The sequence below is a fragment of the Flavonifractor sp. An112 genome, from assembly GCF_002161085.1.
Taxonomy (GTDB): domain Bacteria; phylum Bacillota; class Clostridia; order Oscillospirales; family Oscillospiraceae; genus Flavonifractor; species Flavonifractor avicola.
This window is the reverse complement of record NZ_NFLU01000003.1, coordinates 241,849-265,847: the sequence shown is the minus strand read 5'-3', so window position 1 is coordinate 265,847 and position 23,999 is coordinate 241,849. Positions and strand designations below refer to the sequence as shown.

The following is a 23,999-nucleotide window of genomic DNA, read 5'->3' as shown; positions in this document are numbered from 1 at the left end:
AGCCCTCCTCCATCCTGCAATTCTGATGTAAGCAGTATATCAGATGGCAGGCAGGGATACAGAAAGGTTTTCTGAAGGCTGTCTTAACAATCCTAAAGGTTGCCCCTCCTGTGCCGTTCCCCATTCTTGCACCGCTGTAGAAACTATGGTATCATACCATTTCACAGGAGGGATCGCCATGCCAGACTCCACCATTACCAAAAAAGCGCTGGCTCAGGCGCTGAAGGAGCTCATGCGGGAAATGCCCATTGAAAAAATCAACGTGGCCTTTATCTGCCAGCGGTGCGGCATGAAACGGCAGAGCTTCTATTACCATTTCCGGGATAAATACCACCTTATTAACTGGATCTTTGATTCTGAAATAGGCGCGGTACTACGGGACAGTCCTGACGCCGCTCAGGAAGATCCCTGGGATAAGTTCCAACAGCTATGCGACTATTTCTATGAAAACCGGGTCTTTTATCGCTCCGCGCTGCAAGTGAAGGGGCAGGACTCCTTTCTCGTTCATTTTCAACGAAGCGTCTTTTCCATTTTCAAACACTACTTCTCCTTCCTGCCGGCAGACGGAAAATGTGACGAATTTACCGCCAACTTTTTTGCTGACGCTATTGTCTGCTGCATTGCACGGTGGATCCTGTCAAGAAACGGGATGCTACCCGAAGAATTCACCCGGAACGTAAAGCAGCTGGGCGCCGTGATCCGCTTTGCGGAACAGCGTTCCTCATTTCCCGCCGAATCTTTTGATTTGTAATGTTTATAGAGAAACTGCAACAAAATCGGGATATGTCAAAATTTTTGACATATCCCGATTTTGTCTCATGACAGTCTCTGCCGGTTCCCGTTATAATGGCAGAAAACTGTGATGCAGTACGGAAAGGATGAATTATATGAGCAATCCCGTAAAAGACGCCATGCAGCGGTTTGCCATCAATCAGGTCCTTCGTTATCTGGACGGCAATCCGGAGGAAAACATCCCCAAGCTCATGGAGCTGTTTGACAAATATACCCCGTCCGACTGGTACCGGCCTCAGCGGGATGCCTTCCGCAAGGCTATTCAGGAAAAGAACAACTGGTATCAGCTGATCCTGCGGTTCTTCCAGCTGGATGTGGGGGTGCGGAAGGCCTTTGCTGAGAACTTCCTGCTCAATGCCAGTCTGAAGGGCAGCGCCATTCAGGAGGAGATCAGCAAGCGGGAGGACTGCAACATCCCCTGGGCCATCCTGCTGGACCCCACCTCCGCCTGCAATATGCACTGCACCGGCTGCTGGGCGGCGGAATACGGTCACCAACTCAACCTGAGCCTGGAGGATCTGGACTCTATCATCACCCAGGGCAAAAAGCTGGGCACCTATATGTACATTTACACCGGCGGCGAGCCGCTGGTACGCAAAGGGGACATCATAAAGCTCTGCGAAATGCACCCGGACTGTATGTTCCTGTCCTTTACCAACGGCACTCTGATCGACGAGGCTTTCTGTCAGGAGATGCTGCGGGTGAAAAACTTTGTCCCCGCCATCTCCCTGGAGGGCTTTGAGGCCGCAAACGACTCCCGGCGGGGAGAGGGTGTCTATCAGAAGGTCCACGCGGTCATGGCTCTGCTGAACTCCCACAATCTGCCCTTCGGCATCTCCACCTGCTATACCAGCCGCAATGTGGACGACGTAAGCAGCGAACGGTACTTTGACCAGCTCATTGACAGCGGTGCCCTGTTCGCCTGGTTCTTCCACTATATGCCCGTGGGCAACGACGCCGCCGTGGAGCTGCTGCCCTCCCCGGAGCAGCGGTCCAAAATGTACCATGCCATCCGCGCCTTCCGCTCCACCAAGGCCATCTTCACCCTGGACTTCCAGAACGACGGCGAATATGTGGGCGGCTGCATCGCCGGCGGCCGGCGGTATTTCCACATCAACGCCAAAGGCGATGTGGAGCCCTGTGTGTTTATCCACTATTCCAACGTAAATATCCACGATGTAAGTTTGCTGGACGCCCTGAAATCTCCTCTCTTCCAGGCCTATCACCGCAGTCAGCCCTTCAACAATAATATGCTCCGCCCCTGCCCTATGCTGGAAAACCCGGAGTTCTTACCCAAAATGGTAGCCGAAACTGGGGCTGTCAACACCGACTACCAAAGTCCGGAAAGCCCGGAGCATCTGTGCGAAAAGACGATTCCTTATGCCCAACGGTGGAAACCGGTAGCCGATGCGCTCTGGCAGGAATCTCATTCCCAACAGCCTTCATAATCCATATCCAGCCCTTCTCTCCAAAACGATCCCCCCAGCGCGTCTGCAAACAGCCGCGTTGGGGGGATCGCCGCGTTACGTGGTAACCGTGCCCCTCACTCTTTTGCCCGATACAGGCGGCAGGGGCGGCCGCCTGTATCGTAATTGATGGTGCTGAAGGCCTCTCCCCGCTCCACCAGGTAGTTGGCATAGCGGCGCACCGTCACCACCGACAAATTGGTCTGTTTGGAGAGGGCCTCGCTGGGCAGTCCCTGGGGCGGCGCGGCCCGGAGACAGGATCGGATGAGCCGCAGGGTGCTCTCCTGGAGGCCCTTGGGGGCGCTGTGCTCCCCGGATTCCGGCGGGGCAAACAGTTTATCCAGCTCTCCCTGAGTCACTTCCTCCCCCATGACCGCCTCCCGGTGGCGGCAAAAGGTATCCAGCGCCTGCTGGAATCGCTCGTATGTAAAGGGCTTGACCAGATAGTCCACCACTCCCATTTTAAGCAGCTGGTCCACGGTGGCGGCATCGTTGGCGGCAGTGACCATGATAGCGTCTACAGGGATGGCCCTCTCCCGGAGGGCGTGAAGGAGCTCCACCCCGGTAAACAGCGGCATATAGACATCCAGCACCACCAGATCCGCCGGATTCTGAGCCAACCACTCCAGGGCGGCCCGTCCGTCCTGAAAGGTCTGGATCACCCGAAACCGTGGGTCTTTCTCTGTAAAAGTCCGGTCCAGCAACGAAACCATGGGATCGTCTTCCACAATCACAACGCGATACATCCAAACTCACTCTCCGTCCTCCGGGACCTCCTCCCGGCAAAAGCTCACAAAAAACGATGTGCCCACTCCCGGCTCCGATTCCACCCGGATCTGCCCGTGATAGGCCTCCACCACCTCCTGGACCAATGCCAGGCCGGTACCCCGGCTGCGGCCCTTGGTGGATACCCCCCGCTGAAACAGAGTCTGACGCAGGGCCGGGGAGATGCCGGGCCCGGTGTCCTCCACGCACAGCAGCAGACTGTCCTCGCTCTCCCGGATGCTCACCGACACCTCTTTGATGGCACGGCGGGACTGGTTGAGCACCTCGATGGCGTTTTCGATCAGATTGCCCAGAATGGTCACATAGGCCTCCGGCGGCAGCCAGAGGCTCTCCTCACTGAGGGTGCTCTCCCGGTCCAACCGCAGATGGATACCCAGTTCGTTGGCCCGGCTGGTCTTACCTACCAGCAGCGCCCCCACCGAGGGCTGGCGAATCTGGTTCATAATGCGGCTCACCGCCACCCGCTGGGTCCGGGTGGTATCCATAATGTACTCCTGGGCCTTTTCCGGCTCTCCGATCTGGAGCAGACCCAGGATCACATGGAGCTTATTCATAAATTCATGGGTATAGGCCCGCATAGCCTCCACCATATGCTGCACACCCGTCAGATCATCCGCCATACGGGTCAGCTCGGTGCGGTTGCGGAAGATGCTCACCGCACCGGCCAGCGTTCCATTCTCATACAGCGGCATCCGGTCAGCCAGCACCCGGATCTCCTTCAGGGAGTTCATACTCACGTTGTACTCCGACTGGCCGGTGCGGAGGATGCGGTCCAGAGTGGAACGGGGATAGACCTCATGGAGGGGCCGGCCTACGGCAGTCTGCCGTTCAATGGAGAGCATCTCCGCCGCCGCCTTGTTGAGAAAAATCACCTTCTGCTCTGCATCGATGGCCAGGATACCCTCCTCAAGCGCGTCCAGGATATCCTCCCTCTGGTGGAACCGGCGGGCAAAGGCGTCCGGCTCATAACCCATCAGGGACTGCTTGATGCTGCGGGACAGGCGCATGGCCAGCAGAGAACCCAGCACTGCCGCCACCACACCCACCGCCAGCAGGCGAAGCACCGTGTGCAGACCCACCAGAGCCACGCTGCGGAAGTAGACTCCTACAATGACGAAGCCGATCACTTCCCCCGCCTCGTCCCGCACAGGGGCATAGGCGGAGTGGTCCGAGCCCATGGGCCCGGTCTCATTGGAGGTATAGGGGGCCGCACCGGCCAGCGCCGCCTGCTGGGCCGTCCCCACATAGGAGGTGCCGATCAGGGTGCTGTCCGGCACATAGAGCAATTTGGACTGGGTGTCTCCCACCAGGATCAGGTCAATATCGGAAGTACGGCTGGTGGTTTCGTCCAGATAATCGGACAGCTCCTCTATGGTACGCTCCCCCTGCAGGGCCTCTTGGATCATAGGTACCTGGGACAGAATGGACGCGGAATTGAGCAGATTGTTGTCCAGAGCCGTCTGCTCACTGCGCAGGGTAAAATAGAGGGTCCCTCCTATGGAAAGAGCAATGGATACGATGACAATCACCAGGTTCATCCGCATCAGCCGTGCACGGATGGAGGATCTGGCCTGTGTGGACATAGACACCCGCCTCCTTTGTTACCAGTATAGGAAAAACCGCGAAGCCTGTCAAACAAAAGCCGGCAGCCGTCCCAGGCATACTTTTGCGCCAAAGCGCAAATGATGCGGATAAGCCCTGACAGCGCCTGCTGTGGAACCATAGCATCTTTTTCCATTCTTTTGCGCTTTCCTTTTGGTAACTCTCATTAAAAGCTTATTTTCCGTGTATTTTCATTACTTTTTTTACTTTCAAAAGGGTTACAGAAATTTGGACCAGGTAGTAAGATAAGGCCTGCGAAAACGAGGTGATGTGTTTGGATGCATTCAAGGAATCCCTGGTGGAGGAGTTGGGAAACCACACCGCTTTCACCATCCCGCTGTTCGGAGGCATTCCGGTGGCGGAGTCGGTGGTGGTGACCTGGATCGTCATGGCTGTACTGGTCATTGCGGCGCTGCTGCTGACCCGGAACCTGAGCGTACGCAATCCCGGCAAGGTCCAGATCGCCCTGGAGAGCGCGGTGCAGTTCCTCAACGGCTTCGTCAAGACCAACATCGGCAGTCACTGGCGGCCCTTTGCCCCCTATCTGGGCACGGTGGCGCTGTATATCGGTTTTGCCAATATTATTGGCATCTTTGGTCTGACGCCGCCTACGAAGGACATCAGCGTGACCACCGCCCTGGCCCTGATGAGTATGCTGCTCATCTATGGCTCCCAGTTCCGGTACAACGGTCTGCTGGGCGGACTGAAGAAGTTCGCCGCGCCCATGCCGCTGCTGCTCCCCATCAATCTGATGGAGGTCATCATCCGGCCCCTGGCGCTGTGTATGCGTCTGTTCGGCAATGTATTGGGCGCATTCATCATCATGGAGATGCTCAAATTTGTGGTCCCGGTATTTCTGCCGGCGGTATTCAGCATCTACTTCGACCTGTTTGACGGGTTGATCCAAATGGTCGTCTTTGTGTTCCTGACCACACTGTTCACCGGCGAGGGCATTAAAGAGGAAGAGTAAGGCACATTCATCCAAGAAACATTTGATTTACAGGAGGAAATTATCATGTCTATGGCTATCATTGCTGCCGCAATCGCAGTCTTCACCGGCATCGGCGCCGGTATCGGCATCGGCTTCGCCACCGGCAAGGCCAGCGAGGCCATTGCCCGTCAGCCCGAGGCCTCCGGCAAGATCAACAGCGCTCTGCTGCTGGGCTGCGCCCTGGCAGAAGGTACCGCCATCTTCGGCTTCATCACCGCTCTGCTCATCATCTTCGTCGGTTAAAGGGGGCGCCCCCAATGCTGGAGTTCCATCTTTCCACCATTCTCTTCACCATTATCAACCTGCTGGTGCTCTTCTTCCTGCTGAAGAAGTTCCTCTTCGGCCGGGTCAACGCCGTGCTGGAACAGCGGGCCGCTCTGGTGAAGGGCGAGATCTCCTCCGCGGAGGAAAATAACCGTCAGGCCGAAGCGCTGAAGGCCCAGTACGAGGGCAAGCTGACCGACGCCCGGCATGAGGCCGCCAAGATCGTGGCCGACGCCCAGAACCGGGCCCAGCGGGTCTATGAGGGCAAGATGGCCGAAGCGGAGACCGACGCCAAGCGTCTGCGCAGCGAGGCTGAGGCCCAGATCGCCGAGCAGCGGGACGCCATGCTGCGGGGCGCCCGGAACGAGGTGGCCTCCCTGGCCCTGCTGGCCGCTGCCAAAGTGGCCCAGCGGTCTATGGACAGCGACGACGACAAGGCCTTTGTGGATACATTCCTGTCGGAAGTGGGTGAGCAGGCATGAATGAGTTGGCCCGCCGCTATGCAGAGGCGCTTTATGCCGTCTCCCCCGACGAGGAGACCCTGCAAGCCACCGCTCAGGCCATGATGGCGGACGCCCCTCTGTGGGAGGCCCTGTGCTCCCCCGCCGTCCAGGCCTGGGAAAAGGAGCGTGTTCTGGACCGGCTGCCCATTCTGGACGGCCACGGTCTGCTGATGCGTTTTTACCGCCTGCTGGCGGAAAAGGGCCGTATGACTCTGCTGCCCGACATTCTGGAAGCCTTCCATGACAAGGCCCTGGCTCAGCGGGGGGCGGTCCGCTGCCGCCTGACCTGCGTCCGTGTCCCCGATGAAGCGGAGCAGGAAAAGCTGAAACAGGCCCTGTGCCGGCTCCACCACAAGGCTGATGTGGTCTTTGAGATCCGCATGGATCCGTCTCTGCTGGGCGGATTCACGCTGGAGCTGGAGGGCGTAACCTATGACAAGAGCGTCCGGGGCGCGCTGGCCGGTCTGAGCCGGCAACTGGAAGAGAGGCGAATGGCATGAAAACCAATCCCGAAGAAATCGTCTCCATCCTGCGGGAGGAGATTCAAGGGTATGATACCCGCGTACGGCGGGATGAGACCGGCACCGTGCTGGAAGTAGGCGACGGCATTGCCACCGTCTACGGCCTGGACAAGGCGGTATACGGCGAACTGGTAGAGCTGGACACCGGCGTAAATGGCATGGTCATGAACCTGGCCCGGGACAGCGTGGGCGTGGTACTGCTGGGCAGCGACGCCGGTGTCCGGGAGGGCACCGTGGTACGCCGCACCGGCCACCCTGCCGACGTGCCCGTGGGCGACGGCCTGATCGGCCGCGTCGTGGACGTGCTGGGCCAGCCCATCGACGGTCTGGGCCCCATTGAGGCCACCGAAACCCGCCCCATTGAGCATGAGGCCAGCGGCGTGGTCAGCCGTGAGCCGGTGAACGTTCCCCTTCAGACCGGTATCCTGGCCATCGACGCCATGGTACCCATCGGCCGGGGCCAGCGTGAGCTCATCATCGGCGACCGGCAGACCGGCAAGACCGCCATCGCCGTGGACACCATTCTGAACCAGAAGGGTCAGGATGTGATCTGCATCTATGTGGCCATCGGCCAGAAGGCCTCCACCGTGGCCCGTATTCAGGATACCCTGAAGAAGCACGGCGCCATGGACTACTCCATCATCGTCTCCTCCACCGCCAGTGAGTCCGCCCCCCTCCAGTACATCGCCCCCTATTCCGGCGCGGCCATGGGCGAGTACTTCATGAGCAAAGGCAAGGACGTGCTCATCGTCTACGACGATCTGAGCAAGCACGCGGTGGCCTACCGTACCCTCTCCCTGCTGCTCAAGCGGTCCCCCGGCCGTGAGGCCTATCCCGGCGACGTGTTCTACCTCCACTCCCGGCTACTGGAGCGGGCCTGCCGCCTTACCAAGGAATACGGCGGCGGCTCTATGACTGCCCTGCCTATCATCGAGACCCAGGCCGGTGATGTGTCGGCCTATATCCCCACCAATGTCATTTCCATCACCGACGGCCAGATCTATCTGGAGAGCGACCTGTTCTTTGCCGGCCAGCGGCCCGCCGTCAACGTAGGCCTGTCGGTATCCCGTGTAGGCGGCTCCGCCCAGACCCGGGCCATCAAAAAGACCGCCGGTACCCTGCGTATCGACCTGGCCCGGTTCCGTGAGCTGGAGGTCTTTACTCAGTTTGCCTCCGATCTGGACCCCGCCACCCAGCAGGCTCTGGACCACGGCCGCCGCCTGCTGGAGCTGCTGAAGCAGCCTCTGTACAACCCCATGTCGGTAAGCCGTCAGGCCATTATCCTCTATACCGCCACCAACGGACTGCTGGACGACGTGCCTCTGGACAAGGTACGCTCCTTCGTGCTGGACTTTGCCCAGGAGATGGAGCAGGAACACGCCGGCGTGGTGGACGAGATCCAGTCCACCGGCAACCTGAGCGGCCCGGCCATTGAGACCATCCGCTCGGTGCTGGACAACGCCAAGAAACGGGTGAGCGCCACATGGCAAGCATAAAAGAGATCCGCACCCACATCAAAAGCGTGGAGCAGACCCTGAAGATCACCAACGCCATGTATCTCATCTCCTCCTCCAATCTTCAGAAGGCCCGGAAACAGCTCACCGATGTGGAGCCCTACTTTCAGAAGATCGAGACCACCATCTCCGACATTCTCCACCACTCCCCTGAGATCAGCCACGTCTTTTTTGACAAGCGCCCCGACGTCCAGCCGGAGGACCGCAAGATCGGCTATATCGTCATCACCGGCGACAAGGGCCTGGCAGGCGCCTACAACCACAACATTCTGAAGCTGGCCGAGCAGAAGATGAGCCAGCATCCCCATACCAGTCTCTTCGTGGTGGGTCAGGTGGGCCGCTCCTACTTTCAGGAACACGGCATCCCCATCGATGTGGAGTTTCTCTATACCGCCCAGGACCCCAACATGGGCCGGGCCCGGGATATGGCCGAGCTGATGATCGACCTCTATCTGGAGGAACAGCTGGACGAGGTCTATATCCTCTTCACCCGTATGGTAAATACCTTCCGCATGGAGCCCACCGTCCACAAGCTGCTGCCTCTGGACCCAGACGTCTTTCCCGACTATGAGAAAAACCGGGACACCTACAATCGGGACGTGGTATACGTCCCCTCCGTCAAGGCGGTTATGGACCGCCTTGTGCCCGGCTATGTGAAGGGCGACATCTTCGGCGCTCTGGTGGAATCCTACTGCTCGGAGCAGAACGCCCGTATGACAGCCATGAAGTCCTCCAGCGACAATGCCCGGGCCATGCTGCAAAATTTGAATCTGTCTTATAACCGGGCCCGCCAGGCCGCCATCACCCAGGAGATCACCGAGGTGGTGGGCGGCGCCCAGGCCGCACTGTAAAAAGTCCAAGGGAGATTACGATATGAAGGAAAACAAGGGAACCATTGTACAGGTCATGGGACCTGTTGTGGACGTTGCCTTTGACCAGGGCAGCCTGCCCGAGATCAAGGAGGCCCTGGAGGTCCAGCTGAACGGTCAGCGCCAGGTCATGGAAGTGGCGCAGCATATGGGCGGCGACACCGTCCGCTGCATCATGCTCTCCCCCAGCGAGGGCCTGGGCCGCGGCATGGAGGTCATCGCTACCGGCGCTCCCATCTCCATCCCCGTGGGCGAAGGCGTGCTGGGCCGGATGTTCAACGTCCTGGGTGACGCCATTGATGAGAAGGGGCCGGTGAAGGCCAAGGAAAAATGGTCCATCCATCGCCAGCCCCCCGCCTTTGAAAACCAGCGTCCCGTGGTGGACATTTTTGAGACCGGCATCAAAGTCATCGATCTGCTGGCCCCCTACGCCAAGGGCGGCAAGATCGGTCTGTTCGGTGGCGCCGGCGTGGGTAAGACCGTGCTCATTCAGGAGCTGATCCACAACATTGCCACCGAGCACGGCGGCTACTCCATCTTTACCGGCGTGGGCGAGCGTACCCGTGAGGGCAACGACCTGTGGCGGGAGATGACTGAGTCCGGCGTCATTGAAAAGACTGCCCTGGTCTTCGGCCAGATGAACGAGCCCCCCGGAGCCCGTATGCGGGTGGCCCTTACCGGCCTGACCATGGCCGAGTACTTCCGGGATCAGGAGAAGCAGAATGTGCTGCTCTTCATCGACAACATTTTCCGTTACGTTCAGGCCGGCTCCGAGGTGTCCGCCCTGATGGGCCGGATGCCCTCCGCCGTGGGCTACCAGCCCACCCTGGCCAACGAGATGGGCGCTCTCCAGGAGCGCATCACCTCCACCAAGGACGGTTCCATCACCTCGGTGCAGGCCGTCTACGTCCCCGCCGACGACCTGACCGACCCCGCCCCTGCCACCACCTTTGCCCACCTGGACGCCACCACCGTTCTCTCCCGTAAGATCGTGGAGCAGGGCATCTACCCCGCGGTGGACCCCCTGGAGTCCACCTCCCGTATTCTGGAGCCCGACGTGGTGGGTCAGCGGCACTATAAGATCGCCCGCGGCACCCAGGAGCTGCTCCAGCGCTACCGGGAGCTTCAGGACATCATCGCCATCCTGGGCATGGAGGAGCTGAGCGAGGACGACCGGCGCACCGTGGAGCGGGCCCGCCGCATCCAGCAGTTCTTCTCCCAGCCCTTCTCTGTGGCCGAGCAGTTCACCGGCCTGGAGGGCCGTTATGTAAAGCTGGAGGACACCCTCCGCTCCTTTGAGACCATCCTGGGCGGCGAGCTGGACAAATACCCCGAAGCCGCCTTCAGCAACGTGGGCAACGTGGACGAGGTCATTGCCAAGGCCAAGAAGATGGGGGCGGTATAAATGGCCCAAACCGGTACCTTTACCCTGGAGATCATTACCCCCGAGCGCCAGTTCTACATCGGCCCCGCCGAAGCCCTGGTTCTTCCCGCTGTGGACGGCCAGATGGGCATCTACCCCGGCCACGAACCGGTGGTCACCGCCGTGGAGCCGGGGGAGCTGCGCTACAAGGTGGAGAACAAGTGGGAGCCTGCCGCGGTGGGAGCCGGCTTTGCCGAGATCAAGCCGGACTATGTGATCCTGCTGGTGGGTTTCGCCGAACATCCCGAGGAGATCGACCGGAAGCGGGCCGAGGCCGCCAAGCTGCGTGCCGAGGAGCGCCTACGCCAGAAGCAGAGCGTCCACGAGTATTACCATTCCAAAGCCGCCCTGGCCCGGGCCATGGCCCGCCTGAAAACCAGACGCTGAGATACCCCTCTCTATTTTGCTTTGACAAAAATCCTGTAACCCATAAGGTTACAGGATTTTTGTCATCTCTTTTCCCTGTTCTATTCTTTTTTAACAATCTTGCATATTGCACATTGGGTAAACTTTATATAAAATGGGACTATAGAAGAAATCCTTCGTATCAAATCATTTTATCCCATATTGTTACTTCAGATTGCTTGCGCGATGCCGCTCCATATCAAGATAGAGAGAGAGGCTGTATTTTATGGAAAAAAGAAGGAACAGATTGCTGAAGCAGCTCTGGGCAGAGCAGGACAAGGCCTATGCCTTGATGGAGGAATATGATTCCCTTCCCCACCACTACGGCAACTACATCCTTTTTCAGGCGGAGGGCGACATCATCAGTCTGATTGCCGCCTATCCCGGCATTACGGTCACGGATCTTTCCAATATTCTGAAAAAGACCACCAGCGCCTGCTCCCAGAGCGTACGCAAGCTGTGCGACAAGGGCCTGGTGGAACAGCGGCGCAATTCCGCCAACAAGCGGCTTTACAACCTGTTCCTCACCGCCGAGGGAGAGGAGCTCAGCAAAGCCCATCAGAAGTTCAACCGCACCAGCCAGAAGATTACCTTTGACCTGCTGTCTGATTTTACAGAAGAGGAACTGGAACATCACATTGCCGTCCAGAAGAAGCTGAATGAGGCATACCAGGGTGATATTCAGCGCAGTCGGGAAAATTTCTTTGTCTACCGGAAAGAGGAGGATTGACCTCTTTCCTTGATCGCCATGTTCCAAATACTCCCTGCTGCATGGCAGCGGGGCCTTTATAGCTGCAATAGGACGGGACCGGATCAAATAATGATCCGGTCCCCTTTTATTATGTCATAAAAATATGGATGCCCCATTGAATATTACCAGCATTGGTTTATAATGGACTTAAACATTAAGCAGCTTTATAATATATAGGGAAGGTGTCTCTCCATGACATATGACTTTACATCCATTATGGACCGGCATAACCTGGACGCAAGCGCGGTGGACTGCATCGGGGATGATTACTACGGCATGGAGCCTTCGCTGCCCAAGGAAGGCTTCGACGCCATTCCCATGTGGATCGCGGACATGAATTTTCCCGCCTGTCCCTCCATTGTAAATGCCCTGATGGAGCGGGTCAAACACCCCGCCTTCGGCTACTTTGTACCCAGACAGGCCTACTTTGATGAGATCATCCAGTGGCACCAGCGCCGCAATGGGGTTTCCGGGCTGAAGGCAGAGCACATCGGCTACGAAAACGGTGTACTGGGCGGGGTCATCAGTGCTCTGAACGTACTGTGCTCCAAAGGGGATCATGTGCTGGTCCACGCCCCCACCTACATCGGCTTTACCATGTGCCTGGAGAACAACGGCTACCATATTGTCCACTCTCACCTGGTGAAAGATGAAAACAGGGTATGGCGCATGGACTTTGAGGATATGGAGCGCAAAATTATAGAGAACCAAATTCACGCCATGATCCTGTGCAGTCCCCACAACCCCTGCGGCCGGGTGTGGGAGCGCTGGGAGCTGGAACGTGCCATGGCCATCTTTGAAAAGCATCATGTCTATGTCATTGCCGACGAGATCTGGTCCGACCTGCTGCTGGACGGACACAGACATATCCCCACCCAGTCCGTCAACGACTATGCCCGGCTCCACACCGCCGCCTTTTACGCCCCCTCCAAAACCTTCAATCTGGCCGGTCTGGTGGGGGGCTACCACATCATCTACGATCCCTGGCTCCATGACCGCGTTCTGAAAGAGTCCTCCCTCTCCCACTATAACGAGATGAACGTACTGTCCATGCACGGATTGATCGGGGCCTATCAGCCCGAGGGCTACGCCTGGGTGGATGAGCTGTGCCAGGTGCTCTCGCAAAATATGCATTACGCAGTGTCCTTCATTCACGATCGCTTCCCCGGTCTGGACATTACCATGCCGGAGGGCACCCATATGCTCTTCATCGACTGCTCCCAGTGGTGCGAGGCCCACGGAAAAACCCTTGACGATGTGCTCCACGCCTGTTGGGATGTGGGGGTGGCGCTTCAGGATGGCCGGATGTTTCATGGCCCCTGTCATATCCGCATGAATCTGGCTCTTCCCTTCTCCCGCGTTCAGGAGGCCTTCGACCGACTGGCACACTATGTATTTCTGCCCTGAAAAACCATCCGGGCCAGTGGGATACCCCCACCGGCCCGGATGGTTTCTTATGCCGCGGCCCGCTCAGCCAGCAGTTTACAGATCCTGCGCAGTCCTTCCTCCAGTATAGATTTGGGACAGGCCAGATTCAGGCGAATAAAGCCGTCGGAATTGGTCACAAACATATCGCCGCCTTCCAGCAGCACACCTGCCTCCCGGGCAAACAACATGGGCAGATCCTCGTCGGGCGACACATAGGCCGACACATCCACCCAGCCCAGATAGGTGGCCTCGGAGATCCGGTACTTGGCTAGCGGCAGATTCTGGGCCAGGTATTGGCCCACAAACCGGAAGTTCTCATCCAGATAGAGCTTCAGCTGGGTCAGCCAGTCCTCGCCGTACTGATAAGCTGCCTTGACCGCCTCCACACTCAGAGGATTCTGCCAGTCGTAGTGCCGCTCCTTCCAGACTTTCATCACCTTCAGATTGGGAATAACGATGTTGGCCAGCATAAAGCCCGCCATATTGAAGGTCTTGCTGGGGGCCATACAGGTGATAATCTGATCACTGTCGGGATACAGCTTGGCCAGCGGCGTGTGCTTCAGCCCTGTGCGGATCAGATCGCAGTGGATCTCATCGGAGACGATGAGCACGCCGTGGTCAAAGCAGATCTCCGCCACCCGTCTCAGCTCCTCCTCCGTCCAGATGCGGCCGGAGGGATTGTGGGGATTACAGAAGAAGAGGAGCTTCACCGCAGGGTCTGCCGCCTTGGCCTCCAGATCCTCAAAATCTATGGTGTAGTAGTTATCCCGATTGATCAGGTTGCTGCACACCAGTTCAATGCCGTGATAGTCCGCCGCGTGCTTGAAATAGCTGTAGGCCGGGGTAAGGGTGAGAATCTTCTCCCCCGGCTTGCAGACATACTCCGCCAGCTCATACAGAGCCGGGACCACACCGGCGGCGGTAAACAGATGCTCCTTTTTGCAGGACCAACCGTACATCTTTTGGGTCCACCCCGCAAAGGCCTCATAATATTCCGGGTCAAACACCTTGGTATAGCCGAAGATCCGCTTGTCCAGGCGATCTTTGACGGCGTCAATAATGACCTGGGGGGTAGCAAACTCCATGTCGGCGATCCACATCCGGATAAACTGGTCGTCCGGGAAGGGGAACTTCAGGCTTTGATCGGCGTGGAAAATATACTCCCGGAACCCTTCCAGATTCATGGCGTTGGTATTCCGCCGGTCAATGATCTCATCAAAATTATATTTCATGGGTCAGATACACCTTTCAATCTCAATCGAGCTGGTTTGAATCTGGACCGTCAAGTTTCTTCCAGATAGCGTCTCAGGTTATCAAGTACTTTTTCCCGCAGCAGCTGCCCGGACTGCACCGACTCGCCGGCGATCCGGTCGGGGCAGATCACATTTGGCAGGGAGAAAATGGGGCCGTCCACTCCGCCTATGGCGCCGGCGGTATCTCCGATGTAGAAGTTCCCCGGCTGCTTTAGCCAATGCTCCAACGCCTCCAGCGGATAGGGCAGTGTAAAGGTGGTATTGATCAGCACCTTGCCGTTGCCCAGTCTGGCCAGCGCCTGCTCATCCATCAGCACCGTGTGCTTATGCAGGTGGGTGGTCACCACGTCACAGCGTTCCAGCAAGTCAGGCAGCGGAAGATAGCAGATTCCTCTGGCCTCTGCCTCCGGTTTTCGGGTACGGCTGAAGTAGCAGACATCTGCGTGGAAGAAGCGCAGGGCATCCGCTACCAGGCTTCCCACATCGCCCATGCCGATCACGCCTACCCGCGCCCCGGCAAGCTCCATGGGCTCCGGCCGGAACTGCACGCCGCCAAATCCGTGGAACAGGCGAACCAGCTCGCTGATGATAAATTCCGGTACGCCCTGATCCCCATAGCGACGTATCCCTGTAACCGTGATGCCTCTGGCATGGGCCGCCTGAATATCCACATTGGCGCTCTCTGGTGTGTACAAACTGCAGCACATTCCGATGTAGCGCAGGTTGGGGCAGCGTTCCATGACCCAGGCCCCGATGGTGCTGGTGTAAAAGACCAGCACCCCATCCGCATCGCCGATCCGGCGAAGTATTTCCTCCTGACTGGCCGGGCTGTCCTGGTAACAGATCACCTCGTCCGCCACCTGAGAAAGCTTCTGCACCGCCTGCCGGTCAAACCGGATGGGTTCCACCGCCACCAGTTTGCGAAACTTGTTGGCCATGGTTCTCACCCCTGCTTCTTCAGGGTAAGGGCCTTGGTATACAGGCGGATAAAGTCCTCTTTGGTGGTCATACGGGCATTATTAGGCCGGTCGCCGCCCTTCATGGCCTCATCGGCCAGCTGATCCAGAGACTGGAGAGTGACCCCCCAATGCTCCAGAGGCTGAATGGGCAGGTCCTCCACCAGGCGGTAGACACACTCCACGCCTTTGCGGGCCCCGTCCAGCACGGACAGGCCAGACACATCCTCACCGAAGAAGGTGGCAATGTCCGCGTAGCGCTCAGGCCAGGCGCCCATATTGAACTCCATCACCATCGGCAGGCAGATGGCGTTGCCCACACCGTGGGGCACATGATACATAGCACCCAGAGGGTGGGCCATGCAGCGGGAGATACCCAGGCTGGCCGAAGTAAAGGCATAGCCGGCCAGCATAATGGGAGATTCGATGGAGGGAATACGGTAGAACTGGGTCACCAGTCTGGCCCGTTCCACCGAAATGGACGGATTTGTGTTGCGCAGACGCGCCTTTAAAAATTCCACTCGTTCAGATGCCATGACAGATTCCTCCTTTGAAAAGCAGTTTTATCTTGAAGGATCACCGGAGCGATCCAGCTATCCCATTGCCAGACTTACTCATCGTAGTCGTTGTTCAGGTTATAAAAGCATTTCTTCCCTGCCGGAGCCAGCACCTCGTTGGCCACGTCCACCAGATGGAACATATGCTCTGCCGTCGGCTCCTGAATCTCCTCCAGCAGATAGGGCTTGCCCAGCAATTTGTATTTGTTGACGCCCAGTTTATGGTAAGCCAGCAGCTCATACTTCTGGACCGACGCCAGGGGCAGGATGAACCGGGCGGTCTCCCGGATATTCTCTTCTGAATCGTTGATACCCGGAATCACCGGTGTACGGACGATGATCTCATTGCCGTGTTGGCTGATCCGGCGGAGATTTTCCAGAATACGCTCGTTGCGCTGACCCGTCCATTTCAGGTGCTGCTCACTGTCCATATGCTTCAGATCAAAGTAGATAAAATCGATGTAATCCAGGCAGGGGGCAAATTTCTCATAGTCGCCGCAGCCACAGGTCTCAATGGCCACGTTGACGCCATATTCCCTGCACTTTTTGCTGATCGCCAGCAGGAACTCCGGCTGCATCAGCGCCTCTCCGCCGGTAAAGGTCACGCCGCCGCCGGAATGCTGAAAGTAAAACCGATCCTGATAGATCCGTTTGAACAGCTGCTCCACCGTATAGTCCTGGCCGTTCAGCTTTCTGGCTTCGGTAGGACACAGGTCCGCGCACCGTCCGCAGCTGGTGCACTGGTCCCGCTGGTATACCGGCGCCCCATTCTCATCCAGCCGGGAAGCACCCGTGGGGCAATTTCGCATACACCCGTTGCAGGCGATGCAGTTCTGAGGATTCAGCGTGATTTCCGGTTCAAAGGAAATTCCTTCCGGGTTGGCACACCAGAGGCAGTGCAGGCCGCAGCCCTTGAAAAAGACCGATGTACGCATCCCTCGTCCATCACGAATGGAGCACTTCTGAATGTTAAAAATCCTTCCGGTTTTCATGCGCAGCCCCCCTTTTCTCTCTTATTTGCCTCGCCTCAAAAAAGTCATTTTACGCTGTTATTTTTTCCGTATTTGAAACCGCCAAATATTTCTTTTTTCTCAAATCTTCAATAAATATTGACACGTTTTTCTTTTTGTCTTATTATTAAATAGACAGGCTTATTAACAATCATCTTAACAATCAAGTCGCAAAACCTTTGTTTCTTTGTCACAAATATTAGCACAGAGTTTGCCCAAAATCTAGCGAATATTTCCGATAGTTCCCATCAAAGATTTTCATACTTTACCGTATGAGCACGTCAGGAGGCGCAAGCTGTGGAAACCGACAAATACAAGGTATTTTTAAAGGTCGTTGAGTGCGAAAGTTTCTCCCGTGCCGCTGCAGAACTGGGCCATACCCAGTCTGCTGTCTCCCACTGTATCTATAGTCTGGAGCAGGCCCTGGGCTTTCGCCTGCTGACTCGGGAAGGACGAAAAACCAGATTGACCAGCGCAGGCCAGGAAGCTATGCCGTTTATCATCAAGATCGTAAACAGTCAGACCACGCTGGATCAATGGGCCTCCTTCTACCTGGGTGTAGGCGCCGGTAAGCTCTGCATTGCCTCCATCCCCAGCCTGGCCATCCATACCTTTCCGGATATGGTCAAGCGCTTCAATGACCGCTGCCCCAATATTCAAATTCAGCTGCTCCATGGCAACTACAGCGACGTGGAACGGCTTTTGGCCAGCGGCACCGTGGAGTTCGGTTTTCTCTCCGTCTCTTCCCAAACCCCATTTCCCTTTGTGAATCTCTATCGGGAAAAGCTGGCCGCCATCCTGCCTCCAGGCCACCCGTTGGCAGAAAAGGAACGTCTTTCCCTGAAAGATCTGGAACCGGAGTCTTTTATCATGCCGGGAGAAGGACCGCGGCATCAGGTAGGTGAACTGATTAAGAACTACAACCTCAACCTGAACGTTAAATATTGCATCAGTGACGATGACATCACCATCTCCATGGTTTCCCGGGGACTTGGTGTGACCATCCTGCCGGAGATGTCCTATCGGGACTACCTGAACTTTGAATTTGAAGTCCGGGATCTTACAGAGGCCCCCTACCGGGATATCGGCATCGCTTACACCGCCTGGGATAATATCTCCCCCATCGGAAAAGCATTTATCAAACTGGCAAAAGAGTCCTTTGCTCCGCTCACTCCTTAAGGTCTCAATCATCTTCTACATAGAAAAAACCACTGGAAATTCTAGTGAATTTCCAGTGGTTTTTTCTTTTTTGATTTGTCCGCTTATCCAGCCCGCTTCTTTTTCTTCCCCAGCAGCAGGGAGGCAAACAGGGAAACCAGCGGCACGGTCAAGATAATGCCCACCGAGCCGGGGTCATCTTGGCCGTGTTCCTGAAGCGGCGCTCCAAAAAATAGTCCCGTCCGCAAAAACGCGGCGCTGCCGGTGGGCAGCGCCGCGTTCGTTACAGGTCGTACAGCTGTGAGAAGCTGTCTCTGAGGGCGGGATAGAGTTCCGTATACAGCCGGTAGAAGGGCTCATACCGGGCGCTGTCCCCGCTGTTGGGGGCGCAGGACTGATCGGGATGAACGATGGCGTCGCAGGCAGCGGGCACGTCGGGATACACCCCGGCGCACACACCTGCCAGGATGGCAGCACCTAGGGCGGGACCCTCCTGGGCCGCTTTAGCGGTCTGGACGGTGCAGCCCAGCACATCAGCCAGCATCTGCCGCCAGAAGGAACTGCGTCCGCCGCCGCCGCAGGCCATGATGTGGTCGGGGGCCACTCCCATCTCCCTTAAAATGTCCAGACACTGGCGCTGGGAGTAGGACACGCCCTCCATCACCGCTCGGATCAAATCTCCCCGGCCGTGCATGGCGGACAGGCCGATAAAAGCGCCTCTGGCCTTCTCGTCCAGCAATGGGGACCGCTCACCCATCAGATAGGGCAGGTAGAGCAGCCGGTTGGCCCCAATGGGGGACTGGGAGGCCTCCCGGGTCATGATGTCGTAGGGGTCCACCCCCTCTGCCTCCGCCTGCCGCCGCTCCTCGGCGCAGAACTGGTTGCGGAACCACTGGAGGGACAGACCGGCGGCCAGGGTACAGCTCATGACTGTCCACGCCCCGGGCACGGCGGCGCAGAAGGTATGGACCCGTCCGCCGGGGTCGATGCTCACCTGATCGGCGTGGGCAAATACCACGCCGGAGGTGCCCAGCGTGACAAAGGCGCGCCCCGACCGCACCACGCCGGTGCCCACCGCGGCCGCGGCGTTGTCTCCCGCGCCGCCCGCCACCGGTGTGCCGGGCGCCAGGCCGGTAGCAGCAGAGGCAGCCGCCGTCACCGTGCCGGTCAGATCAACAGATTCATACAGCTTACCCAGCAGGGCCGGGTCGATATCCAGCTTGTCCAGCACCTCCCGGCTCCAGCAGCGGTGTGCCACGTCCAGCAGGTTCATGCCGGAGGCGTCGGATACCTCGGTAGCAAACTCTCCCGTCAGCTTATAGCGCAGGTAGTCCTTGGGCAGCAAGATGTGACGGCACTTGGCGTACAGCTCCGGCTCATGGCGGCGCACCCACAGGATCTTACCGGCGGTAAAGCCGGTGAGGGCCGGGTTGGCGGTGAGCTGGATGAGCCGCTCCTTCCCTATCAGTTCCGTGATCTCTTGGCACTCCCGGCCGGTGCGGCCGTCGCACCACAGGATGGAGGGGCGCAACACCCTCCCCTCCCCGTCCAGCATGACCAGACCGTGCATCTGGCCGGACAGGCCCACGCCTTTTACTTCGCTGGGTGAGACACCGCTCTGGTCCAGTACACCCCGGATGGTCTCGCAGGCAGCCTGCCACCAGGCTTCCGGGTCCTGCTCCGCCCAGCCGTTATGGGGTTGGTCCAGCGGATAGGTGGCGGTGCAGGAGGCCACCGTACGGCCTGTCTCATCAAACAGGGCGGTCTTGGTACCGGAGGTACCCAGGTCCACGCCCATCAGATATGCCATAGCCCTTCTCCTTTCCAAAAACAAAAGGGGCGTGCCGAGTATGGCGCGCCCCTCCGCGCACAAGCGCTCAGCGGAACATTACGTTGTTGACAATGGTCTCCAGATACTCCTGCCGGCCGCTGGGCACATCGATCTTCTCCAGGCCCATGGCATAGTCGGACAGGGATTCCAGGGTGGCGGTACCATCCACGATGGTCCTGCCCACGCCGCTGCGGTAGCTGGCGTACCGGTCGGCCACAAACTGGTCCAGTCGGCCGTCGGCCTGGAGGGCCAGGGCCTTCCGCAGGCCCAAGGCGAAGGAGTCCATACCGGCGATGTAGGCCAGCAGGATGTCCTCCAGAGTGTTGGAGGGACGACGGGTCTTGGCGTCGAAGTTCAGGCCGCCGTTGGTGAAGCCGCCGGCTTTCAGCACTTCCATCATGCAGTAAGTGGTGTTGTACACGTCGGTGGGGAACTGGTCGGTATCCCAGCCCAGGAACAGGTCGCCCTGGTTGGCGTCGATGGAGCCAAAGGAGTCGTTGACAATGGCGGTGCGCAGCTCATGCTGGAAGGTGTGGCCCGCCAGGGTGGCGTGGTTGGCTTCAATGTTCATCTTGAAGTCGCCGGTGAGGCCGTACTTCCGCAGGAAGTTCATGCAGGTAGCCACATCGAAGTCGTACTGATGCTTGGTGGGCTCCTTGGGCTTGGGCTCGATGTAGAAGTCGCCCGTAAAACCGTGGGCACGGCCATAGTCCCGGGCCATGGTGAGGAAGCGGGCCAGATTATCCAGCTCCAGCCCCATGTCGGTGTTCAGCAGGGTCTCATAGCCTTCACGGCCACCCCAGAACACATAGCCGGTGGCTCCCAGCTCGATGGCGGCATCCATGCAGGCCTTCACCTTGGCGGCGGCCACGGCATACACATCGGCACAGCAGGAGGTGGCGGCGCCCGCCATGAATTTCTTGTCGCCGAAGTTGTTGGCAGTGACCCACAGGCACTTTTTATGGTGCTTCTCCTGGAGCTGCTTCAGGTAGCCCACCATGACCTTGAAGTTCTCGATGCTCTCCTTCACAGTGGCGCCCTCGGGGGCAATGTCTACATCGTGGAAGCAGTAGTAATCCAGGTCCAGCTTATCCATCAGTCCGAAGGCAAAGTCTGCTTTGGCCCGGAACTTGGCCATAGGATCGCTCTGGCCGAAACTCTTATCCATGGTGCCGCTGCCGAACATATCCACACCCTCGGCACAGATGGTATGCCAGTAGCTCATGGCGAACTTCAGGTGCTCCCGCATGGGCTTGCCCGCCAGCACCTCGTCCGGGTTGTAGTATTTGAAGGCAAAGGGCTCGTTGCTGTCCGGCCCCTCATAGACAATTTTGTCGATCTCCTCGTAGGTTTTCATAGCGATACCCTCCCTTTTCCATTTTGATTATGCTGTGCGCGCCTTGCGCAGTTTCTGAGTGATGGCGGGCAGCATCTGCACAGCGATGGCCAGCAGCAGGATGGCGCCCTTGATGGTGTCGTTGATCAGCGGGTTGAGGCCCAGAGCGGTGATGATTTTATCGATGATGGTAAAGGACATGGAACCAAACACCACGCCCAGGATACGGCCTCTGCCGCCGCTCATGCTGATGCCGCCGATGACCACGCCGGCGATGGAGTACAGCTCATAGTTCTTGCCGCTGGTGGCCGGGTCCACGGAGCCCACGTTAGCCACATAGAGGAAGGATGCGATGCCCATCAGCACGCCGGCGATGACAAAGACCAGCACCCGGGTCATGCTTACATTGATACCGGAGAGCTGAGCGGCCCGCTCGTTACTGCCCAGAGCGTATACCCGCTTGCCAAACTTGGTGCTGGTGGACAGGTAGGTCATAATGGCCACTACCACCACCAGGATGAGCACCAGAATGGGGATCTGGAACACCGACTGATTGCCGATGACCCACAGAGGCTGCCACTGGGACAGACCGGCGTCCAGCTGATAGATGGTCCAGTTGTTGCTGTTCATCACGGTCTGGGCGATGGAGCGGTACATCAGCATGGTGGCCAGGGTGACGATGAAGGCGGGCATTTTCACAAGGCCGATGAGCACGCCGTTGATGAGGCCCAGGATCACGCCCATAAAGACGGCGAACAGAAAGGAAAGGGCGATGTTGTTGGTGTTATTGAACACCATGACGGTAAGACCGCCCACCAGCGCCAGCTGGGAGCCCACCGACAGATCGATGTCGCCGGTCAGGATGATCAGGCCCATACCCAGGGCAATGATGCCGATGACCGTGGAGTGACGGGGAATATTCATCAGGGTGGTCATGGTGGTGGCGCCGTGGTTGATGATAAGGAATACCACCAGGATGGCCAGGAAGATCAGGATGAAGTTATATTTGTGCCAGATACTTTTGACCAGAGCGGCCGCTTTGTTCTTCTCTTTCATGGTCTCACACCTCTTGTCCCTGCTCCGCACGGATGGCGGATGCGTTGGTAGCCAGGAGCATGACCCGCTCCTCAGTGATCTCGCTGCGCTCCAGCACGGCTTGCACGCCGCCGTGGTAGAACACCACGCAGCGGTCGGCCACCTTTTGGATCTCCGGGATCTCCAGGGTATTGACGATGACGGTTTTGCCCGCCTTGGCCAGTTCCTGGATCAGCTTGTAGATCTCGGTCTTGGCGCCCACATCGATGCCCTGGGTGGGATTGTCCAGCAGCAGGATCTCCGCCTCGGTGTTGAGCCACCGGGCCAGGATCACCTTCTGTTGGTTACCGCCGGAGAGGCTGACGATCAGGTCCTCATGGCTCTCCGCCTTGATGTTGAGCATCTGCTTGAGCTTGTTGTACTTGGCCACCTCCCGCTTCACATGGATATGGGGATGACGGCCGCTGAGGGTGTGCTCAGCGCAATATGTATTCTCTAGAAGCGTCATATCAGGAATGACGGAGTTTTCCTTCCGATTGGCGGCCAGCATGGCCACCTTGTCCTTCATGGCCTTATGGATGGTACCGGAGGCTACCGGTTTGCCCCATACCTTCAGCTTGCCGGCAGTAAAGGGAATGGCCCCAAAGACAGCCTGCATCAATTCGCTGCTGCCGGCGCCTTTCAGGCCGGTAAAGCCCAGCACTTCGCCTTTGTGGACGGACAGGGTCACGTCGTGGAAGCCCTTGCCGGTCAGTCCTTCCAGCTCCAGGATGGGCTCACCCAGCTTGCGGGCCTCATAAACCTCCTGGTTTACATAGCCCTCACCCACCATCTGCCGGGTCACTTCCTCCGGCGTGATGTCGGCGATGCGGCCTGAGGAGATGAAAGAGCCATTGCGCAGGATGGTATAGCGGTCGGCGATCTCAAAAATTTCCGGCATCTTGTGGGAGATGAAGATAAAGGACTTCCCCTCCCCTCTCAGCCGGCGCACGATGCCGAAGAGATGTTCGATCTCCTCGGTGTTCAGAGCCGTGGTAGGCTCATCCAGGATAAACAGCTTGGCCTCGGCGTGGAGTGCCTTGGCGATCTCCAGCAGCTGCTTGCGGCTGGTGTCCAGGCTGCCCACCATATCGGTGGGGTTGATGTCCACGCCCAGCCGGTTGAACAGTTCCTGGGACTGGCGGATCATCTCTCTTTTATTCAGGTGACGGAACTTGCCCAGGATCTCCTTGTTCAAAAACAGATTCTCGTAGACGGTCAGGTCGTTGATGACGTTCAGTTCCTGGTGGACGAAGGCGATCCCTGCCTCGTCCGCCGATTTGACTGTGATGGAATCCATCTGCTTCCCGCAGAACTCCACGGTGCCTCCGTCCCGCTGGTGGACGCCGCCCAGGATGTTCATCAGGGTGGACTTGCCGGCGCCGTTTTCGCCCAGCAGTGCGTGTACCTCCCCCTCCTCCACGTCAAAGCTGACCTTGTCCAGCACGGTGACGCCGAAGAAGCGTTTGGTAATATCGGTCATCTGTAATATTTTCATGGTCAGGCACC

The 23,999-nt window shown here is 58.0% G+C and carries 23 protein-coding genes; 13 read left to right on the top strand and 10 right to left on the bottom strand.

Annotated elements, in window-relative coordinates; genetic code table 11:
* Window positions 1–43: 43 nt before the first annotated feature.
* Both B5E56_RS04340 and B5E56_RS04335 read left to right on the top strand, forming a co-directional pair.
* Window positions 44–751, top strand: a complete 708-nt coding sequence (locus tag B5E56_RS04340) for a TetR/AcrR family transcriptional regulator C-terminal domain-containing protein (RefSeq protein WP_087188624.1) — start codon at window positions 44–46, stop codon at window positions 749–751.
* Between the two features lie 136 nt (window positions 752–887).
* Entirely contained in the window at window positions 888–2,240 is a 1,353-nt protein-coding gene (locus B5E56_RS04335; RefSeq protein ID WP_087388790.1) for a radical SAM protein, read from the top strand.
* A 95-nt stretch (window positions 2,241–2,335) separates the two neighbouring features.
* Here B5E56_RS04335 and B5E56_RS04330 read toward each other — a convergent pair whose 3' ends face one another.
* Together B5E56_RS04330 and B5E56_RS04325 are read right to left on the bottom strand one after the other, a co-directional pair.
* Window positions 2,336–3,004, bottom strand: a complete 669-nt coding sequence (locus B5E56_RS04330) for a response regulator (protein WP_087188623.1) — start codon at window positions 3,002–3,004, stop codon at window positions 2,336–2,338.
* A gap of 6 nt (window positions 3,005–3,010) precedes the next feature.
* Window positions 3,011–4,627 carry an ATP-binding protein gene (locus B5E56_RS04325; RefSeq protein ID WP_087388789.1) on the bottom strand — a complete coding sequence of 539 codons (1,617 nt, stop codon included), beginning with the start codon at window positions 4,625–4,627 and terminating at the stop codon, window positions 3,011–3,013.
* A 287-nt stretch (window positions 4,628–4,914) separates the two neighbouring features.
* Here B5E56_RS04325 and B5E56_RS04320 point away from each other — a divergent pair, with 287 nt between their 5' ends.
* The 10 genes from B5E56_RS04320 (at window position 4,915) to B5E56_RS04275 (ending at window position 13,294) form a co-directional block, all read left to right on the top strand.
* Entirely contained in the window at window positions 4,915–5,616 is a 702-nt protein-coding gene (locus B5E56_RS04320; RefSeq protein ID WP_191434088.1) for a F0F1 ATP synthase subunit A, read from the top strand.
* Between the two features lie 45 nt (window positions 5,617–5,661).
* Entirely contained in the window at window positions 5,662–5,880 is a 219-nt protein-coding gene (atpE, locus tag B5E56_RS04315) for an ATP synthase F0 subunit C (RefSeq protein ID WP_207752835.1), read from the top strand.
* A gap of 14 nt (window positions 5,881–5,894) precedes the next feature.
* Window positions 5,895–6,383: a F0F1 ATP synthase subunit B gene (atpF, locus tag B5E56_RS04310; protein WP_087388788.1), complete on the top strand. Its 489-nt coding sequence runs from the start codon at window positions 5,895–5,897 to the stop codon at window positions 6,381–6,383.
* Window positions 6,380–6,904: an ATP synthase F1 subunit delta gene (gene atpH / locus B5E56_RS04305; RefSeq protein ID WP_087188618.1), complete on the top strand. Its 525-nt coding sequence runs from the start codon at window positions 6,380–6,382 to the stop codon at window positions 6,902–6,904. The genes atpF and atpH overlap by 4 nt, the downstream gene beginning before the upstream one ends.
* On the top strand, window positions 6,901–8,421 hold the full coding sequence (gene atpA, locus B5E56_RS04300; protein WP_087388787.1) for a F0F1 ATP synthase subunit alpha: 1,521 nt from the start codon (window positions 6,901–6,903) through the stop codon (window positions 8,419–8,421). The genes atpH and atpA overlap by 4 nt, the downstream gene beginning before the upstream one ends.
* Window positions 8,409–9,290: an ATP synthase F1 subunit gamma gene (gene atpG, locus B5E56_RS04295; RefSeq protein ID WP_087388786.1), complete on the top strand. Its 882-nt coding sequence runs from the start codon at window positions 8,409–8,411 to the stop codon at window positions 9,288–9,290. The genes atpA and atpG overlap by 13 nt, the downstream gene beginning before the upstream one ends.
* Window positions 9,291–9,312: 22 nt before the next feature.
* Complete coding sequence (gene atpD, locus B5E56_RS04290) at window positions 9,313–10,713, top strand: F0F1 ATP synthase subunit beta (RefSeq protein WP_087268044.1); 1,401 nt, start codon at window positions 9,313–9,315, stop codon at window positions 10,711–10,713.
* Window positions 10,714–11,118 (top strand): ATP synthase F1 subunit epsilon, encoded by a 405-nt coding sequence (gene atpC / locus B5E56_RS04285; RefSeq protein ID WP_087188614.1) that lies wholly within the window; start codon window positions 10,714–10,716, stop codon window positions 11,116–11,118.
* A 244-nt stretch (window positions 11,119–11,362) separates the two neighbouring features.
* On the top strand, window positions 11,363–11,866 hold the full coding sequence (locus tag B5E56_RS04280; protein ID WP_087388785.1) for a MarR family winged helix-turn-helix transcriptional regulator: 504 nt from the start codon (window positions 11,363–11,365) through the stop codon (window positions 11,864–11,866).
* Window positions 11,867–12,079: 213 nt separating this feature from the next.
* Entirely contained in the window at window positions 12,080–13,294 is a 1,215-nt protein-coding gene (locus B5E56_RS04275; protein WP_087388784.1) for a MalY/PatB family protein, read from the top strand.
* Between the two features lie 47 nt (window positions 13,295–13,341).
* Here the strand turns inward: B5E56_RS04275 and B5E56_RS04270 are convergent, their stop codons facing one another.
* The 4 genes from B5E56_RS04270 to B5E56_RS04255 form a co-directional block, all read right to left on the bottom strand.
* A complete protein-coding gene (locus B5E56_RS04270; RefSeq protein WP_087388783.1) occupies window positions 13,342–14,547 on the bottom strand; it encodes a MalY/PatB family protein in 1,206 nt (401 codons plus the stop codon).
* A gap of 50 nt (window positions 14,548–14,597) precedes the next feature.
* Window positions 14,598–15,506, bottom strand: a complete 909-nt coding sequence (locus B5E56_RS04265; protein ID WP_087388782.1) for an NAD(P)-dependent oxidoreductase — start codon at window positions 15,504–15,506, stop codon at window positions 14,598–14,600.
* A gap of 5 nt (window positions 15,507–15,511) precedes the next feature.
* Window positions 15,512–16,060, bottom strand: coding sequence for an iron-containing alcohol dehydrogenase (locus B5E56_RS04260; protein ID WP_087388781.1), 549 nt, complete (start codon window positions 16,058–16,060; stop codon window positions 15,512–15,514).
* A gap of 74 nt (window positions 16,061–16,134) precedes the next feature.
* Complete coding sequence (locus B5E56_RS04255; RefSeq protein WP_087388780.1) at window positions 16,135–17,073, bottom strand: glycyl-radical enzyme activating protein; 939 nt, start codon at window positions 17,071–17,073, stop codon at window positions 16,135–16,137.
* A gap of 315 nt (window positions 17,074–17,388) precedes the next feature.
* Between B5E56_RS04255 and B5E56_RS04250 the strand changes: the two genes are divergently transcribed.
* Window positions 17,389–18,270 (top strand): LysR family transcriptional regulator, encoded by an 882-nt coding sequence (locus tag B5E56_RS04250; protein ID WP_087388779.1) that lies wholly within the window; start codon window positions 17,389–17,391, stop codon window positions 18,268–18,270.
* 262 nt (window positions 18,271–18,532) lie between these two features.
* On the opposite strand, the gene xylB is transcribed toward B5E56_RS04250, so the two are convergent.
* The 4 genes from xylB to B5E56_RS04230 all read right to left on the bottom strand — a co-directional run bounded on the left by xylB (window position 18,533) and on the right by B5E56_RS04230 (window position 23,988).
* A complete protein-coding gene (gene xylB / locus B5E56_RS04245; protein ID WP_087388778.1) occupies window positions 18,533–20,059 on the bottom strand; it encodes a xylulokinase in 1,527 nt (508 codons plus the stop codon).
* 67 nt (window positions 20,060–20,126) lie between these two features.
* A complete protein-coding gene (xylA, locus tag B5E56_RS04240; RefSeq protein ID WP_087388777.1) occupies window positions 20,127–21,437 on the bottom strand; it encodes a xylose isomerase in 1,311 nt (436 codons plus the stop codon).
* A 27-nt stretch (window positions 21,438–21,464) separates the two neighbouring features.
* Window positions 21,465–22,472 (bottom strand): ABC transporter permease, encoded by a 1,008-nt coding sequence (locus tag B5E56_RS04235; protein ID WP_087388776.1) that lies wholly within the window; start codon window positions 22,470–22,472, stop codon window positions 21,465–21,467.
* A 4-nt stretch (window positions 22,473–22,476) separates the two neighbouring features.
* On the bottom strand, window positions 22,477–23,988 hold the full coding sequence (locus B5E56_RS04230; protein WP_087388775.1) for a sugar ABC transporter ATP-binding protein: 1,512 nt from the start codon (window positions 23,986–23,988) through the stop codon (window positions 22,477–22,479).
* Window positions 23,989–23,999: the final 11 nt, after the last annotated feature.

What these genes read in the sequence shown, in the direction of transcription:
- B5E56_RS04340 (WP_087188624.1), top strand. Translation starts at nt 44, where the DNA reads ATGGCAGGCAGGGATACAGAAAGGTTTTCTGAAGGCTGTCTTAACAAT.
- B5E56_RS04335 (WP_087388790.1), top strand. Translation starts at nt 888, where the DNA reads ATGAGCAATCCCGTAAAAGACGCCATGCAGCGGTTTGCCATCAATCAG.
- B5E56_RS04330 (WP_087188623.1), bottom strand. Translation starts at nt 3,004, where the DNA reads ATGTATCGCGTTGTGATTGTGGAAGACGATCCCATGGTTTCGTTGCTG.
- B5E56_RS04325 (WP_087388789.1), bottom strand. Translation starts at nt 4,627, where the DNA reads ATGTCCACACAGGCCAGATCCTCCATCCGTGCACGGCTGATGCGGATG.
- B5E56_RS04320 (WP_191434088.1), top strand. Translation starts at nt 4,915, where the DNA reads ATGTGTTTGGATGCATTCAAGGAATCCCTGGTGGAGGAGTTGGGAAAC.
- atpE (WP_207752835.1), top strand. Translation starts at nt 5,662, where the DNA reads ATGTCTATGGCTATCATTGCTGCCGCAATCGCAGTCTTCACCGGCATC.
- atpF (WP_087388788.1), top strand. Translation starts at nt 5,895, where the DNA reads ATGCTGGAGTTCCATCTTTCCACCATTCTCTTCACCATTATCAACCTG.
- atpH (WP_087188618.1), top strand. Translation starts at nt 6,380, where the DNA reads ATGAATGAGTTGGCCCGCCGCTATGCAGAGGCGCTTTATGCCGTCTCC.
- atpA (WP_087388787.1), top strand. Translation starts at nt 6,901, where the DNA reads ATGAAAACCAATCCCGAAGAAATCGTCTCCATCCTGCGGGAGGAGATT.
- atpG (WP_087388786.1), top strand. Translation starts at nt 8,409, where the DNA reads ATGGCAAGCATAAAAGAGATCCGCACCCACATCAAAAGCGTGGAGCAG.
- atpD (WP_087268044.1), top strand. Translation starts at nt 9,313, where the DNA reads ATGAAGGAAAACAAGGGAACCATTGTACAGGTCATGGGACCTGTTGTG.
- atpC (WP_087188614.1), top strand. Translation starts at nt 10,714, where the DNA reads ATGGCCCAAACCGGTACCTTTACCCTGGAGATCATTACCCCCGAGCGC.
- B5E56_RS04280 (WP_087388785.1), top strand. Translation starts at nt 11,363, where the DNA reads ATGGAAAAAAGAAGGAACAGATTGCTGAAGCAGCTCTGGGCAGAGCAG.
- B5E56_RS04275 (WP_087388784.1), top strand. Translation starts at nt 12,080, where the DNA reads ATGACATATGACTTTACATCCATTATGGACCGGCATAACCTGGACGCA.
- B5E56_RS04270 (WP_087388783.1), bottom strand. Translation starts at nt 14,547, where the DNA reads ATGAAATATAATTTTGATGAGATCATTGACCGGCGGAATACCAACGCC.
- B5E56_RS04265 (WP_087388782.1), bottom strand. Translation starts at nt 15,506, where the DNA reads ATGGCCAACAAGTTTCGCAAACTGGTGGCGGTGGAACCCATCCGGTTT.
- B5E56_RS04260 (WP_087388781.1), bottom strand. Translation starts at nt 16,060, where the DNA reads ATGGCATCTGAACGAGTGGAATTTTTAAAGGCGCGTCTGCGCAACACA.
- B5E56_RS04255 (WP_087388780.1), bottom strand. Translation starts at nt 17,073, where the DNA reads ATGAAAACCGGAAGGATTTTTAACATTCAGAAGTGCTCCATTCGTGAT.
- xylB (WP_087388778.1), bottom strand. Translation starts at nt 20,059, where the DNA reads ATGGCATATCTGATGGGCGTGGACCTGGGTACCTCCGGTACCAAGACC.
- xylA (WP_087388777.1), bottom strand. Translation starts at nt 21,437, where the DNA reads ATGAAAACCTACGAGGAGATCGACAAAATTGTCTATGAGGGGCCGGAC.
- B5E56_RS04235 (WP_087388776.1), bottom strand. Translation starts at nt 22,472, where the DNA reads ATGAAAGAGAAGAACAAAGCGGCCGCTCTGGTCAAAAGTATCTGGCAC.
- B5E56_RS04230 (WP_087388775.1), bottom strand. Translation starts at nt 23,988, where the DNA reads ATGAAAATATTACAGATGACCGATATTACCAAACGCTTCTTCGGCGTC.